The following is a 14,720-nucleotide window of genomic DNA, read 5'->3' on the forward strand; positions in this document are numbered from 1 at the left end:
GTTGATCACCACCAACCACTGGCCTACGGGCCGCGCGCTGCTGGAGGATTACGTCGCGCGGACGTTGCGGAGCGTGCAGCGCTGAAGAGCGTGGGCCTCAAGGCCATATCACGCCGCGCAGCGGCGTAACGCCCAGTTTCTTGTGGGACACCGGTCGCTATTACGCCAGCTCTTACGCTGACTGTAGTCAGCCTGTTATAGTGCGCAGGCTATCCAATCAGCGTTGACGACCGGGGAGGGTTCGTGAATCCGCCGAAGCTGGGCCAGCCCAATGCCGACACCGTCGCCGCCCGCCCCGCTTCCGGTCTGACCATCGACGAGCACGTGGAGCGATCGCACCTGGCGCAGCGTCAGGCCGATAGATGGCTCATCTCCGGCAGCCTGCTGATCGGTACCGCGGCCCTGGGTGTCTTCGGCCTACCGCTGTTTCTCTGGGGCGTCCGGTTGCTCCGGCGGGCCCAGAGAGACGGCCTCTCGGTGCGGCCGATGCTGGTCACGCTGCTCGGCTATCTGGTCATCATCGACGCGGCCATCAACACCGTCGGATGGGCGCTTGACCTGGTGGCAAACCACACGCTGCTGGCCCGCGTGCTCCTCAACGGCTGGGGCAACATGTTCGATGCGGGCTATTTCTGGCACTACAACGAGCTGTGGGTCGGCGGCGCGGCCGGACCTGGCGAAAAGGCGTTGGAAGTCGGCCTGATCCTGACGGTGTTCACGATGCGCATCGCCGCCGCCATCGGCTTCCTGCAGATGAAGCGCTGGGGGCATCAGTGGATGGTCGTCACCTGCTGGATGGGCGTGGTGATCTGGATTACCTACGTCTTCAACATGACGATGTTCGCCGACGTGCGCTTCGCCGGCGTCGTGCTGCCGGTCGTCGGCTGGTGGCTCTACGACATCTTCTACATCACCCCGTTCCTCGCCATCCCCTACCTGCACACCGTCAACCGCGAGCTCTTCTCCGACTGAGATGCGCGAGCCGAATGTCCTTACGTCACTGAGGAGGTCCAAACGTGGCTTATGTGTGGGAGATCCTTCGCTACGTCGCGGCGTGGGGCGGCACCGGACTGATCATCTGGTTCTGGTATTGGCTCTTCTCCAACATCGGCACGTTTTGAGCGCTGGAGTGGACCGCCGGGACGCATGGGATTCGGCTGATGCCTGAAGACTCCCACGCAATGTCACTGGAGCGGAGTTGCTCGGTGACAGCCGTCGCGCTGAGCGAACGACGTCGCGAGGGCGTGCGGCTCGTCACGGGTGACCGGCGCCGCTTCGGGTTGAACGCGGCGCTGACGTTCGTTCACGTCCCCTACCCACCACTGTGCGATTGGACTCGCAGAGCCCTGACGTGCGGTGTGGCCCTGCAATGTTCACCGTCCAAAGAACGAATCACCCAATATCGGTTGAACGAGTTGTCTACTCGCGAAGTGCGCGCTCTCAGCGTTGTCGAAGCCGGTGTCGCCCTCGGCTGGATGGCCTCGCGCTGGCCGGGCCTGCTCCCCGATGCGCGACGACTGCTGCCGGACCTCCACACCGAATCGGGCGACATGAGCGCCCTGGAAATGCTCAACCGGGCGATCGCGTTGGCCGCCACGGGTCAGACATTGGCGGTCCATCCGCTGCTGGGCACGTTGCCGCTGGCCTTCACGGCGCCGCGAGGCTTGGCCGACAGGTTGCGGCGCAGCTTTGGCAGGATGCCCTGGACGACAACGCAAAACCGACTGCCGCGACCGTACTCGGTTCCCGTCGGCGGCGACGGCGGTGTCCGTAATCCCAATCTGCCGCCGCCGAGCCGGCCGCAGGACAACGATCTCGACGTGACCCCGGAGCATCGGCCCGGGATCCCCTACCCGGAATGGAACATGTGGACCCAGCGGTTCGTGCGCGACCACGTCGCGGTGATCGAGCGTGCGGATGCCCGGCGCGCAGGCGGTCCGGCGGCGGTGGCCGTCGACGTCCGCAAGTGGTTCGAAGAACACACCCATCGGGGGATGGCGAACCGCCTCGAAGACGGCGCCGACCTCGACGTCGACCAATACGTCAGCCACTACATCGACCTGACCACCGGCGAGGCCAAGGAACCGAGGATCTTCCGCGAGTTGCTGCCCGTCGGCCGCGACGTCACCACGGCGGTGCTGCTCGACGGCAGTTCGTCGCTGGGGGTGCACGGCGGGCGAATCTTTCAACTCGAACTGGCTTGCGCCGACGCGCTTTCGCGCGCGATGACCCTGGCGCGAGAGCGCCACGGCATCTTCGCTTTCACCGGCAATACCCGCCATCGCGTCGAAGTCCACTGCCTGAAGGGCTTCGAGGAGCGGCGGCTGGTGGCTCCCAGCGGGCTCGGCCTGTCCACCCGGGGGTACACCAGGCTCGGTGCGCCACTGCGCCATTTGACCAGCCGGCTGCTCGCGCAGGCATCCGAACGGCGGCTGCTGATCGTCATCGGCGACGGTCTGCTCTCCGATGAAGGCTACGAGGGGCGCTACGCCTGGGCGGATGCCGCGCACGCCGTCGAGGAGGGCAACGATGCGGGGGTGTCGATGTACTACGTCGGCGTGGGCCCGACGCGTGTCGATCCCCTACCGGAGGTGTTCGGGCCGCGACGGTCCCAACGGATCCGACGCGTAGAGGAGCTTCCTCGGGTGTTGGCTCATGTCCATCGCGAACTGGTGGCCGCATGAGTGCCGCCACCGATACCTATTTCGCACACGGCAACGAAGTCCAGCTGTTCGAGCGGGCCTACCGCCAGCGCCTGCCGGTGATGCTCACGGGCCCAACCGGATGCGGCAAGACGCGTTTCGTCGAACACATGGGCCTGCTCTTGCAGCGGCCCGTCGTCACCATCAGTTGCCACGACGATCTCACCAGCTCCGATCTCGTCGGCCGCTTCATGGTGACCGGCGGCGACGTGGTCTGGACCGATGGCCCGCTGACCCGGGCCGTCAAGGCCGGCGCGATCTGCTATCTCGACGAAGTCGTCGAAGCTCGCCACGATTCGCTGGCCATCCTGCATTCGCTCACCGATCACCGGCGATCGCTGTACCTGGATCGGGCGGGTGAGGTCGTGACGGCGCCGGACACCTTCATGCTGGTGTGTTCGTACAACCCGGCGTATCGCAGCTCGCTGAAGGAGCTGAAGCCGTCCTTCCGGCAGCGATTCGTCACACTCGCGATGAGCTACCTGCCGCCCGAGCGCGAAGCCGAGGTGATCGTCGCCGAAGCCGGAATCCCCATCGCCGCCGCGCGTCGACTGGTCGGGTGCGCTGTTGCGATCCGCACCGCCGACGACGCCTTCCACTTCGAGCCGCCTTCGACCAGGGTGCTGGTCACCGCCGCGCACCTGATCGCCGCCGGGGCAAGCGAATTGGATGCGGCGGAGGCCTGCATCCTCGCGCCGCTGAGTCTCGATGGCGCGGTCACCGACGGCCTACGTGAAGTCGCGGTGGCCAGCCTGGCCACCACCGACGCCCCGAGTGCACGCCCTTAGGAGAGGAGCTGACGGCATGGACCAACAGGAGAGGAAGCGCAAGAGGGCGCTGATTGTCTTCCAGCTGTTCATCTACGGCTATTTGCTGGCAATGTTCGGCATCCAGCTCTACATGTCCTTCGCCCGCGGGTGGTGGAACTTGTGAAACCTGTTGTCGCCCAACCGGCTGTCACGGTCAGCCTGGACGATCACCACGACGCGTCCCGCCACGCGCAGCGCCGCGCGGACAAGTGGATGATCGTCGGCGCCGCCTTGATGGGCATGTGGGCGCCGGGTTTGATCGGATTCCCCATCTTCATGCGCGGCGTATGGCTGCAGCGCCAGGCGCTGCGCGCCGGCTTGTCGGTCCGGCCCATGATCGTGACGCTGATCGGGTATCTGGTCCTGATCGACGGGATGCTCAACAGTCTCGGCTGGGCCCTCGACCTGGTCGCCAACCACACCTTGATCAACCGGGTGCTGATGGTCGGCTGGGGCAACATGTTCGACGCGGGCTACTTCTGGCATTACAACGAGCTCTGGGTCGGCGGCGCCGCGGGGCCCGGCGAGAAGGCCTATGTCGCCGGGTTGATCCTCACGGTGTTCTCCATGCGGGTGGCCGCGGCGATCGGGTTTCTCCAGATGAAGCGGTGGGGTCACCAGTGGATGGTGGTTACCTGCTGGATGGGCGTGGTGATCTGGTCCGCCTACGTGTTCAACATGACCATGTTCGCCGACGTGCGCTACGCCGGCGTCGTATTCCCCGTCGTCGGCTGGTGGCTCTACGACATCTTCTACATCACCCCGTTCCTCGCCATCCCCTACCTGCACACCGTCAACCGAGAAATCTTCACCGACTAGCTCAAGGAGCGCCGTCATGACCGCCACATCCGAAGAACGGGAACCGGCAACGGATCTCGAGCCGGGGACCACGCCGTACTACGCGCGCATGCACAAATGGATCAAACGGGCCGTCCTGGTATGCCTGGTGGCGCTCGTCATCGAAGGCGCGTTCACGCTGCCGTTCATGGCGGTCTACTACGGCTACCCCACGCTGAGCCTCACGCAGATCTGCAGCGAACTGCTCAAGATTCGATACTCCAACGACGCTTTGGAGTGCAAGTACCCCTACCCGCCGTTCGGGCCGCCGGAGGGCGCCGAAGGCAAGGCCACCGCGCAGGACGTGTGGGGCATCCAGCCGATACCGAAGTACCACCGGCTCGGGTTCCGCGAACTGGTCAAGATCCACAACGACCGGCTCGCGCGCCACGCCGCCCAACAGCACACGGCGCCGCACCCGTGACCCATCGCGTCGTCCAGTGGACGACGGGCGCCCTCAAAATCGACCGGCGCAAGCCCAACCCGCGCCGCGTCACGGAGTCCCGTTGGAAGCCGATGCTCGGGCTGAGCGGGCCGCTCGATCTCGACATCGAATTCGATGCCTTAGCCGACTCAGCCGAGTCCTAACTTCCCGGGGCCAGTGCGAGCACCCGTATTTCGCCGGTCACGCCGTCGACCTCGACGAGGGCGCCGGGCGGCAACGACTTGGTGGCTCCCTCAACGTCCACCACACAGGGGAAGCCGAATTCGCGGGCCACCACCGCGGCGTGTGACATCGGGCCGCCGAGTTCGGTCACCACTGCGGCGGCGTAGCAGAAAGCCGCGGTGTAGCCGACGTCGGTGACCTCCGCGACGAGGATTTCGCCGGGCTGCAGGTCGTCGATCGTTTCGGGCCGCACGATACGCACCCGGCCGCGAACCTTCCCCCCGCACACGCCGACCCCGCGCAGAGTTTCTCCGCTGGCGAGAGCCGCAGGCGTTGTCGTGGTTGGCTGCCAGCTCCCGCTGAACACCGTCGGCGGAACCACGGCGGCCAGCCGGCGTTGTTCGGCACGGCGCCGGGCCACCAGCGCCCCGACATCCGCGGGAAGCGCATCGAGCTCGTCGACGAGCAGGTAGAACACATCATCGGCGATGTCGAAAATTCCGGCCTCGACCAACCTCCGGCCGTACTCGCGCATCAGGTTTCGTAGCACCCAGTTGGCTCGCACCACTTTATCGCGACGGACTTCGCGGTCGCGCAGCTGGTGTGCTGCCAGCTGCGCAACGGGCTTGGCGTGCAGTGGAATACGAGGACGCTGCGGCTGAGGTGCCGGAGGGGCGCTCATCGCTTTCGTCACCATCCGGACGAGCAACTCGGGATCATCCGAGTAGCTGATCGAGAGCATCTCGAGTTCGGCGGGCCCGCGATGCCCGATCAGCGCCAGCTCGGCCGCTACGGCGGCGTGAAACTCCGGCGCCTCGACGGCGAGTTTGTCCAGCCGCTCCCCCGGTTCGGCGAGCAACGCTGTCACTTTCGGATCGCGCTGTGCGGCGACCGCCAACCGCTGCATTGCCTCGACCGATCGCGCACTGACCAATTCGGGGCCCGCCGGCGCGGCGGTATCTCGTCCACACAAACCGCGCAGCAGGACGTTGAACGCCGCGCACAGCATGAACGACGCCGACGCCAGCACCCAGCCGTGCACCACCTCGTCGCGCGCCAACGTGATCAGACTCAGCAGCCGACGATCGTCCAGGCGGGCGACGTCGTCGGCCAGACGTTCCAGCCGATCGACGTCGGCGACGAACTCGTGGGTGTCCTTCGACGAGCCCGCCGACAGGCCGATGAGGTTGACGCCGAAGACCCCGATGTTGCGAATGGTCCTCAGTTGCTTGCGGATCCGGCCGATATCCGAGCGCGCACGCTCCGCACCGAAGATCGGCAACGATGCCATGCTGGGTCCGAAGAATCCGCTGTTGCTGACGATGGTCGTGGGCTTGGCAAACGGTACGGTTTCGGCCATGTAATGCGCCGACGTGATGGCCCCGTAGAGCCGGTGGGCGAAGACGGCGACGGTTCGCGTGGCGATTTCGCGCTGGACGACGCCGCCGGGGCGCAGCCGCTCGGCGATTGCCACGCCGCCGGCGCGCAACCCGCGCACGGTCGCCGAGGCCGAAGCGGGCGAGAACGGGCCGGGCAGCGCCTCCGACAGGTTGGTGGCCAGAAACGTCGGAAAGCGCGGATCGATCGGGGTATCGAATTCCCCGTTGTCACCGGCGGGACCGGCCCAATCGGGCTTCACCCCGTCCTCAGTCGGCGCATCGACGGACGGAAGGTCGCCGATGGTGGCCATCCGCCACGGTAGTGACACCACCCGCTTGCCCACCGTGACGCGGCCGCGCACCGCGAGCGAGAAATCTTCGACACATTCACTGGAGTTCCAGGCCGGCCGGAACCCCCACTGCTCACGCAGCCGCGCGGTATCCATGAACGCGGCGCCGTGCACCAGTTCCAACTCGGCCAGTTCGAAGCCCAACCGCATGACGGGGCGTCCGAGCGCAGCGGCGATCCGGCGGAACGTCAGCTCGCCCGGAGCGGCGAGATTGACTGGACCGCTGCCGATTTCGTCGTCGACGATCGCCCGGTGAAATAACCGAAGGGCGTCGTCGGGGTGGACCACCTGCATCAGGCGGTCGGCCGATCCATCCGGGAATACCGGCAGCGCCAGCAGCCGGCGCACCCAGTTGTCCACGCTTCGGCCGAGGATCAGCGCGGAGCGGATCGCGACCCACTCCAGGTCCGAATCCTCGAGCATCTGCTCGACCATTGCCTTGTGCCGGCCGTCGTCGCCGATCGGCGTTCTCTCGTCGTGCTCGGTCTTCGGTGCGTCCCCGCCGCCGTAAACATGGGCCGACGATGCGAAGACGATCCTTCTGGCCCGGGTCTCGGCCATCGCCGCCAGCACATTGCGGGTGCCGTCGATGTTGACCTGCCGGCTGATTCGGTCGTCGTGTCCGGGACTCGTTGCCCACGCGCAGTGGACGACAACGTCCGCGCCGGCCAAGGCGCGGGTGACCGTGTCGGTGTCCCGGATGTCGGCCACGACGAATTCGGCCGCACTGGGCCAGCTTTCGGTCCGGTGCCGGGCTATCCCGGTGACATCGTGGCCCTGGCTGAGCAAGCGGGCGGTGAGGCCGCGGCCGAGCACACCGCTGGCCCCGGTGATCGCGACTCTCACTGATTGCCCTTGCGCAGACCCATGGCTACTCGTCGTCGTCCATCAGCGCCGCGTTGACGAGATCCTCGAGATCCATGTCCGCGATGTCCTTCTCCGAGGTCGCCGCGGCGGCCGGCGACTGTCCGTCCCCCCGACCGCCGTCGGCCTCGTTCGCCAACGCGAGCAACAGCTCCAGCACCCCGGCCTGCCGCAGGCGCTTGACCGGAATCGAACCCACGGCGCGCTGGATCTCGGCCTCACCCGGCGCGGCGGCGGGCGTCTGCTGCTCGGCCGCGCCGACAAGTTCGCGGTGCATGTAACCGGCCAGGGCGGCGGAGTTCGGGTAATCGAAGATCAGCGTGGGTGACAACGCCAGGCCGGTAGCGGATTTCAGCCGGTTGCGCATTTCGACCGCGGTCAGCGAGTCGAAACCCAATTCCTGGAATGCGCGGTCGGGGTCGATCGACTCCGGGCTGGAGTTGCCGAGCACGGTGGCGATGTTGGCCCGCACCAAGTCCAGCAGAACCGCCTGCTGCTCGTCCTCCGGAAGCCCTTCGAGGCGCTGCAGCAGAGCGGATTTCGACTTCGCCGCGGCCAGCGAATCGTCGACCTGACGCCGGGTCGGCGCGTTGATCAGATCGACGAACATCGGCGGCAGCGTCCCGCTATCGAACTTGACCCGCAACGCGGCGAGGTCGATGTGGGCGGGCAACAGGAACGGCTCGTCGACGATGAGCGCGGTGTCCATCAATTCCAGTGCCTCATCGGACGACATCGCGACGATTCCGTCGCGGCCGAACCGGGCACGGTCGGCCGCACCGAGCGCGCCGGTCATGGCGCTGGCCTGATCCCACAACCCCCACGCCAGCGACATCGCCGGCAGGCCATGGTTGCGCCGGTGCACGGCCAGTCCATCCAGGAACGAGTTGGCCGCCGCGTAGTTGGCCTGACCCGACGCTCCCGCCAAACCCGCCATCGACGAAAACATCACGAACGCAGACACATCCAGGTCGCGGGTCAGCTCGTGCAGGTTCCATGCGGCATCGACCTTGGCCCGCAACACCGACGCCACCCGCTCCGGGGTGAGCGACGAGATCACCGCGTCGTCGAGTACACCGGCCGCGTGGATCACACCCGACAGCGGCCGGTGCACCGGAATGTCGGCGATCACCTTGGCCAGCGCCTCGCGGTCGGCGGCGTCACAGGCCACCACCTGCACCTGCGCACCGGCGGCGTTGAGTTCCGTCACCAGTTCGGCGGCGCCCGGCGCGTCGAGACCACGCCGGCTGACCAGCACCAGGTTCCGCGCGTCGTGGCGCCTGACCACGTGGCGGGCCAGGGCCGAACCCGCCATCCCGGTGGCACCGGTGATCATGACGGTGCCCGCCGCCCAGGCGTCCGGCATGGTCATGACGACCTTGCCCACGTGGCGGGCCTGGCTCAAATACCGCAATGCCGCCGGTGCGCGTCGTACGTCAAACCTGGTTACCGGCAACGGCCGCAGCACGTCATCACCGAACATCGCGGTCAGTTCGTCGAGTATCTGCGCGATGCGGTCCGGCCCGGCCTCGAACAGGTCGAAGGCGCGATAGCGCACACCGGCGTGTGCCTGGGCCACCGCCTCGGGGTCGCGCATGTCGGTCTTGCCCATCTCCAGGAACGCGCCGCCGGGGGCGACGAGTCGCAGGGAGGCGTCGACGAAGTCGCCGGACAGCGAGTCCAGCACCAGGTCCATGCCGCGCCCGCCGGTGACCGCCCGGAACTTCTCCTCGAAGTTCAGGCTGCGGGAGTCCGAGATGTGGTCCTCGTCAAAGCCCATGGCGCGCAGGGTGTCCCACTTGCCCCGGCTGGCGGTCGCGAAGACTTCGAGGCCCAGGTGGCGGGCCAGCTGCACCGCGGCCATTCCCACCCCACCGGCGGCGGCGTGCACCAGCACCCGCTGGCCCCGTTTGGCGGCGGCCAGGTCCACCAGCGCGTAGAAGGCGGTGGCGAATACCACCGTGGTGGTGGCGGCCGCGGTGTGCGACCACCCGGCCGGCATCTTGGCGAGCAGGCGCTGGTCGGTCCTGCCGATCGTGCCGGTGCCATCGGGGAACAGACCCATCACCCGGTCGCCGACCGCGAAACGCCCGCTGCCCGGCTCAGTTTCGATGACCACACCAGAGGCCTCGATGCCCATGACGGCATCCGGGTCCGGGTAGAGCCCCAGCGCGATCATCACGTCGCGGAAGTTGGCGGCCAGGGCCGACAGGGCGACCCGAACCTGCCCGGGCGCCAGCGGGGCGTCGGCGTCCGGGATCCGTTCCAGCCGCAGATTCTCGAACGTGCCGTAACTGCTCATGCCGAGTCGCCACGGCCCGTCGGCCGGGGGCACCAGCAGGCCGCCGACTGCGCGAGTGCCATGCACCCGCGCGGTGTACACCGCCCCGTCGCGCAGCAATACCTGCGGCTCGCCGACCGACAACGCCGCTCCGACGGACTCGTCGTCCAACCGGCCATCGGTGTCGACGAGCACGATGCGACCGGGGTGTTCGGTTTGCGCCGAGCGCACCAGTCCCCACACCGCCGCGCCCGCAAGATCGGTGACGTCCTCCCCCGGCAACGCCATCGCGCCGCGGGTCGCCACGACCAGGGTGCCCGCGCCGTCGCGGGCCAGCCAGGACTGCAGCACCGGCAGGACCGCGCGCGTGGCCGCGTAGACGTCGCCCACGACATCGTCGACCACCGGCGCCGATTCGAAGACGACCGCCGACGGCTGCATCTCGGGGCCATCTGATTCCGTTGCGCCCCAGAGCGATACCGTCACAGGCTGCACCGACGTCGACCGCTGCGCCGACCAGATGACCTCGAAGAGCCGGTCGGGTCCCGAACTCGAGACCGCCGCCAGCAGCTGCTGGTCGGTCACCGGCCGGGCCACCATCGACGCCACCGAGAGCACCGGCAGCCCCAACCCGTCGGCAAGTTCGATCGACACCGCCGAATCACTCACCGGCACGATTCGTGCGCGCACCGCCGTCGCGCCCGCGGCGTGCAGCGAGACCCGCTGCCAGGAGAATGGCACCAACATCGAACCTTCGGGGAGTTCGTCGCCGTCGGACGCCAAGATCACCGCGTGCAGGGCCGCGTCGAGCATCACCGGGTGGACGCCGAACCCGGCCGCCGAAACCCCCGTGTCCGCGGGCAGGGTCACTTCCGCGAAGACTTCGTCGCCGCGACGCCACATCGAGGTCAGGCCGCGGAACGCGGGGCCGTAACCGTATCCGCGCTCGGCGAGGCGCTCATAGCCGTCACCGACGTCGACCGCGGTGGCACCCATCGGTGGCCACACCGACAGGTCCGCGCTCGGCTGCACCTCGCCCGCACGCAGGACACCTTCGGCGTGCAACGACCAGCCCGAACCCACGTCGGCGCGCGAAAAGACCGACACCGCACGGGCACCCGATTCGTCCGCGCCGCCGACGACGACCTGCACCGCGACCGATCCGGAGCCCGGCAACACCAGCGGCGCCGCCAGATTCAGCTCGTCGACAACGCCGCAGCCCACTTCGTCGCCGGCGCGGATCGCGAGCTCCACGAATCCAGCGCCGGGGAACAGCACCACGCCGCCGACGGCGTGATCCGCCAGCCAGTCCTGCGCACTGGGCGACAACCGGCCCGTCAGTACCACCCCGCCGGACGCCGGCAGTTCCACCACCGCACCGAGCAGGGCGTGCTCGCCGGGCGCGAGCCCCAAACCCGCGGCGTCGACCGTGGCTCCGGCGCCGGAGAGCCAGAACCGCCGGCGCTCGAACGCGTAGGTGGGCAATTCCACGAAATTGGCTTTGCCGATGGCGCGGCGCCAGTCCACGTCCATCCCGGCGACGAATCCCTGCGCGACCGCGTTGGTCAGGGCCAGCGGCTCCGGGCGGTCTTTGCGTAGCGCCGACATGGTGATCACCGGAGCGTCGGGAAGCGATTCTTCGATCGATGCCGTCAACCCGCTGCTGGGACCGACCTCGAGGAAGCGGTTTGCGCCGGCCGAATGCACGAAGCGCACGCTGTCGCCGAACCGCACGGCTTCGCGGATGTGCCGTTTCCAATAGGCCGCCGAAGCGAAGTCGTCGGCCGCCAGCTGTCCGGTGAGGTTCGACACGATCGGTATCGTCGGGCTGCCGATGGCGAGACCGGCGGCGACCGTGCCGAATTCGTCGACCATCGGTTCCATCAACGGCGAGTGGAACGCGTGGGACACCGCCAACTGGTGGACACGGCGCCCGTCGGCCCGGAGTTGGCCCGCAATCGCGGACACCTTGTCCTCGACCCCCGAAATGACCACCGACATCGGCCCGTTGACCGCGGCGATGCCGACCCCGGGCACCAGCAGCGGTCGCACCTCATCTTCGGTGGCCTGCACGGCGATCATCGCCCCACCCTCGGGCAGGGCCTGCATGAAGCGGCCGCGAGCGGCGACCAGGACCGCCGCGTTTTCCAGCGACAAGACGCCGGCGACGTGCGCGGCCGACAGCTCACCGATCGAGTGGCCCAGCACGAAGTCGGGATGGACGCCCCAGGATTCGAGCAACCGGAACAGGGCGACTTCCACCGCGAACAACGCCGGCTGGGCGAATTCGGTGGTGTTCAAGAGATTTTCGTCGTGGCCCCACATGACTTCGCGCAGCGGCCGCAGCAAATGCCGGTCCAACTCGGCCACGACGGTGTTGAACGCCTCGGCGAACACCGGGTAGGCGGCGTGCAAACCCATGCCCATGCCGAGAATTTGGGCGCCCTGGCCGGGGAAGACGAAGACGGTCTTGCCGCCGGGCGTGACCGTGCCCTGGACGACCGCTCCGAGTTCACCGGCGGCCAACTCATCGAGGCCGGCCAGCAACAGCTCGCGATCACCACCCACAACGACGGCGCGATGCTCGAAGTTCGACCGGCCAGCCAACGACCACGCCACATCACCGGCGTCGAGGTCGCCGCGCTGGCGTACGTGCTCGGCCAGCCGTGCGGCCTGGGAACCCAACGCCGACAACGACTTCGCGGATACCACCCACGGAACGAGCGGCGCCGTGGCGCGTTCGGCAACCGGCGCGGCGCCGACGGGCGCGGACTCGATGATCACGTGCGCGTTGGTGCCGCTGATGCCGAACGACGACACGCCGGCCCGCCGCGGATGATCGGCCGTCCAGGGCTGCGACTCGGTCAGCAGCGCCACCGAACCCATCGACCAGTCGACGTGCGGGCTGGGTTCGTCGACGTGCAGCGTCGCCGGCAGCAGGTCGTGGCGCATCGCCAGCACCATCTTGATCACGCCGGCCACGCCGGCGGCGGCCTGCGTGTGACCGATGTTCGACTTGATCGAGCCCAGCAGGAGCGGTTCGGCACGGCCCTGCCCGTAAGTGGCCAACAACGCCTGGGCCTCAATGGGATCGCCCAACGTGGTCCCCGTGCCGTGGCCTTCGACGACGTCGACGTCGGCCGCGGACAGGCCGGCGTTGGCCAGCGCGGCGCGCACCACGCGCTGCTGGGACGGGCCGTTGGGCGCGGTGAGGCCGTTGGAGGCGCCGTCCTGGTTGATCGCCGAACCGCGGACCACCGCCAGCACCGGGTGCCCGAGCCGCTGCGCATCCGACAGCCGCTCGACCACCAGCATGCCGCCGCCCTCGGAGAATCCGGTGCCGTCGGCGGCCCCGGCGTACGCCTTGCATCGGCCGTCGGCGGAAAGCCCGCGCATGCGGCTGAATTCCACGAAGATGTCGGGTGTGGCGTTCACGGTGACGCCGCCGGCGAGCGCCAGGTCGCATTCGCCCGAGCGCAGGGACTGCGCCGCCATGTGCAGCGCCACCAGCGACGAGGAACACGCCGTGTCCACCGACACCGCCGGGCCCTCCAGGCCCAGGGCGTACGACACCCGGCCCGACGCCACGCTCGACGACTGCCCGGTCAGGCGGAAGCCCTCCGCGGCCGGGGCGGCGCCCATGCCATAGCCCTGCGTGTAGACCCCGGCGAAGACGCCGGTCGCGCTGCCCCGCAACGCGCCAGGTTCGATTCCGGCCCGCTCCAAGGCTTCCCAGGACAGCTCGAGGAACATCCGCTGCTGCGGGTCCATCGCCAGCGCCTCGCTGGGCGCGATACCGAAGAAGGCGGGGTCGAAGTCCGCGACGCCCTCGACGAACCCGCCGGTGCGGGTGTAACACGTGCCAGGGACGTCGGGGTCCGGGTTGTAGATGCCGGCCAGGTCCCAGCCGCGGTCGGTGGGGAAGTCCGAGAGCACGTCACGCTGCTCGACGAGCATCCGCCACAGATCGTCGGGGGAAGTGACCCCGCCCGGATACCGGCACGCCATGCCGACGATCACGATCGGGTCGTCGCCGACGGCACGGACGGCCGGGGCGGGCGCGACTTCCTGCGGCACTCCCGCGAGTTCGCCCCGGATGTAACCCGCGAGGCCGTTCGGTGTCGGGTAGTCGAAGATGAGGGTGGGTGAAAGGGCAAGCCCGGTCGCGGTTTTCAGCCGGTTGCGCATTTCGACCGCGGTCAGCGAGTCGAAGCCCAAGTCCTGGAACGCCTTGTCCGGGTCGATCGCCTCCGGTGTGGTGTTGCCCAACACGGTGGCGATGTGCGCGCGGACCAGGTCCAGCAGCACGGCGTGTTGTTCGGGTTCGGTCAGGCCGTGCAGCCGATGCGCCAAGGCCGATTTCGATTTGGCGGCGGCCAGTGAGTCGTCGACCTGACGCCGCGCGGGCGCGTTGACCAGTTCGGCGAACATGGGTGGCACTGCGGTGGCGTGGGCGCGCAGCGCGTTCAGGTCGATGCGGGCGGGCGCGAGGAACGGCTCGTCGACGATCAGGGCGGCGTCGAACAATTCCATCGCCTCGTCCGACGACAGAGCCAGGATCCCGTCGCGACCGAGCCGGGCGATGTCGGCGGCGTCCAGCCCACCGGTCATGGCGCTGGCCTGATCCCACAGTCCCCAGCCCAGCGAGATCGCGGGCAACCCGAGAGCCCGGCGGTGCGCGGCCAGCCCGTCGAGGAACGAGTTGGCCGCCGCGTAGTTGGCCTGGCCCGACGACCCCACCAGCCCGGCCATCGACGAAAACATCACGAACGCAGCGAGATCGAGGTCGCGGGTGAGCTCGTGCAGATTCCAGGCCGCATCGACCTTGGCGCGCAACACCGCGTCCACTCGCTCAGCGGTCAAGGATGTGACGACCGCGTCGTCGAGCACG

General features: G+C 68.2%; 9 protein-coding genes and 1 pseudogene. 8 read left to right on the plus strand and 2 right to left on the minus strand.

Annotated features, from left to right (window positions below; translation table 11 throughout):
• The 8 genes and pseudogenes from A9X03_RS29105 to A9X03_RS29110 all read left to right on the plus strand — a co-directional run.
• A pseudogene (locus tag A9X03_RS29105) lies at nt 1–85 on the plus strand (TetR/AcrR family transcriptional regulator); the annotation flags it as partial.
• 158 nt (nt 86–243) lie between these two features.
• Nucleotides 244–972, plus strand: coding sequence for a hypothetical protein (locus A9X03_RS07215; RefSeq protein ID WP_067760870.1), 729 nt, complete (start codon nt 244–246; stop codon nt 970–972).
• A gap of 188 nt (nt 973–1,160) precedes the next feature.
• Nucleotides 1,161–2,684, plus strand: coding sequence for a nitric oxide reductase activation protein NorD (locus A9X03_RS07220; protein WP_067887104.1), 1,524 nt, complete (start codon nt 1,161–1,163; stop codon nt 2,682–2,684).
• On the plus strand, nt 2,681–3,490 hold the full coding sequence (locus A9X03_RS07225) for a CbbQ/NirQ/NorQ/GpvN family protein (protein WP_067760874.1): 810 nt from the start codon (nt 2,681–2,683) through the stop codon (nt 3,488–3,490). Before A9X03_RS07220 ends, A9X03_RS07225 begins: the two co-directional genes overlap by 4 nt.
• Nucleotides 3,491–3,506: 16 nt before the next feature.
• Nucleotides 3,507–3,635, plus strand: a complete 129-nt coding sequence (locus A9X03_RS30600) for a hypothetical protein (protein ID WP_255369178.1) — start codon at nt 3,507–3,509, stop codon at nt 3,633–3,635.
• The gene (locus tag A9X03_RS07230; protein ID WP_067760876.1) at nt 3,632–4,330 is read left to right on the plus strand and encodes a hypothetical protein; all 699 of its coding nucleotides are present in this window, start codon (nt 3,632–3,634) and stop codon (nt 4,328–4,330) included. Before A9X03_RS30600 ends, A9X03_RS07230 begins: the two co-directional genes overlap by 4 nt.
• A 16-nt stretch (nt 4,331–4,346) precedes the next feature.
• Nucleotides 4,347–4,772 carry a hypothetical protein gene (locus tag A9X03_RS07235; protein ID WP_067891002.1) on the plus strand — a complete coding sequence of 142 codons (426 nt, stop codon included), beginning with the start codon at nt 4,347–4,349 and terminating at the stop codon, nt 4,770–4,772.
• Complete coding sequence (locus A9X03_RS29110; protein ID WP_156670268.1) at nt 4,769–4,936, plus strand: hypothetical protein; 168 nt, start codon at nt 4,769–4,771, stop codon at nt 4,934–4,936. The genes A9X03_RS07235 and A9X03_RS29110 overlap by 4 nt, the downstream gene beginning before the upstream one ends.
• Here the strand turns inward: A9X03_RS29110 and A9X03_RS07240 are convergent.
• Both A9X03_RS07240 and A9X03_RS07245 read right to left on the minus strand, forming a co-directional pair.
• Nucleotides 4,933–7,530, minus strand: coding sequence for a sugar epimerase family protein (locus A9X03_RS07240; RefSeq protein WP_067891005.1), 2,598 nt, complete (start codon nt 7,528–7,530; stop codon nt 4,933–4,935). The genes A9X03_RS29110 and A9X03_RS07240 overlap by 4 nt on opposite strands.
• A 25-nt stretch (nt 7,531–7,555) precedes the next feature.
• The coding region (locus tag A9X03_RS07245; protein WP_156746498.1) for a type I polyketide synthase at nt 7,556–14,720 on the minus strand (7,165 nt) is incomplete at its 5' end.

The sequence above is a fragment of the Mycobacterium sp. E1715 genome (assembly GCF_001667625.1).
GTDB lineage: Bacteria > Actinomycetota > Actinomycetes > Mycobacteriales > Mycobacteriaceae > Mycobacterium.

Excerpts from the sequence above, each read along its gene's own strand:
- A9X03_RS30600 (WP_255369178.1), top strand. The coding sequence starts at position 3,507 with ATGGACCAACAGGAGAGGAAGCGCAAGAGGGCGCTGATTGTCTTCCAG.
- A9X03_RS07235 (WP_067891002.1), top strand. The coding sequence starts at position 4,347 with ATGACCGCCACATCCGAAGAACGGGAACCGGCAACGGATCTCGAGCCG.
- A9X03_RS07220 (WP_067887104.1), top strand. The coding sequence starts at position 1,161 with ATGCCTGAAGACTCCCACGCAATGTCACTGGAGCGGAGTTGCTCGGTG.
- A9X03_RS07225 (WP_067760874.1), top strand. The coding sequence starts at position 2,681 with ATGAGTGCCGCCACCGATACCTATTTCGCACACGGCAACGAAGTCCAG.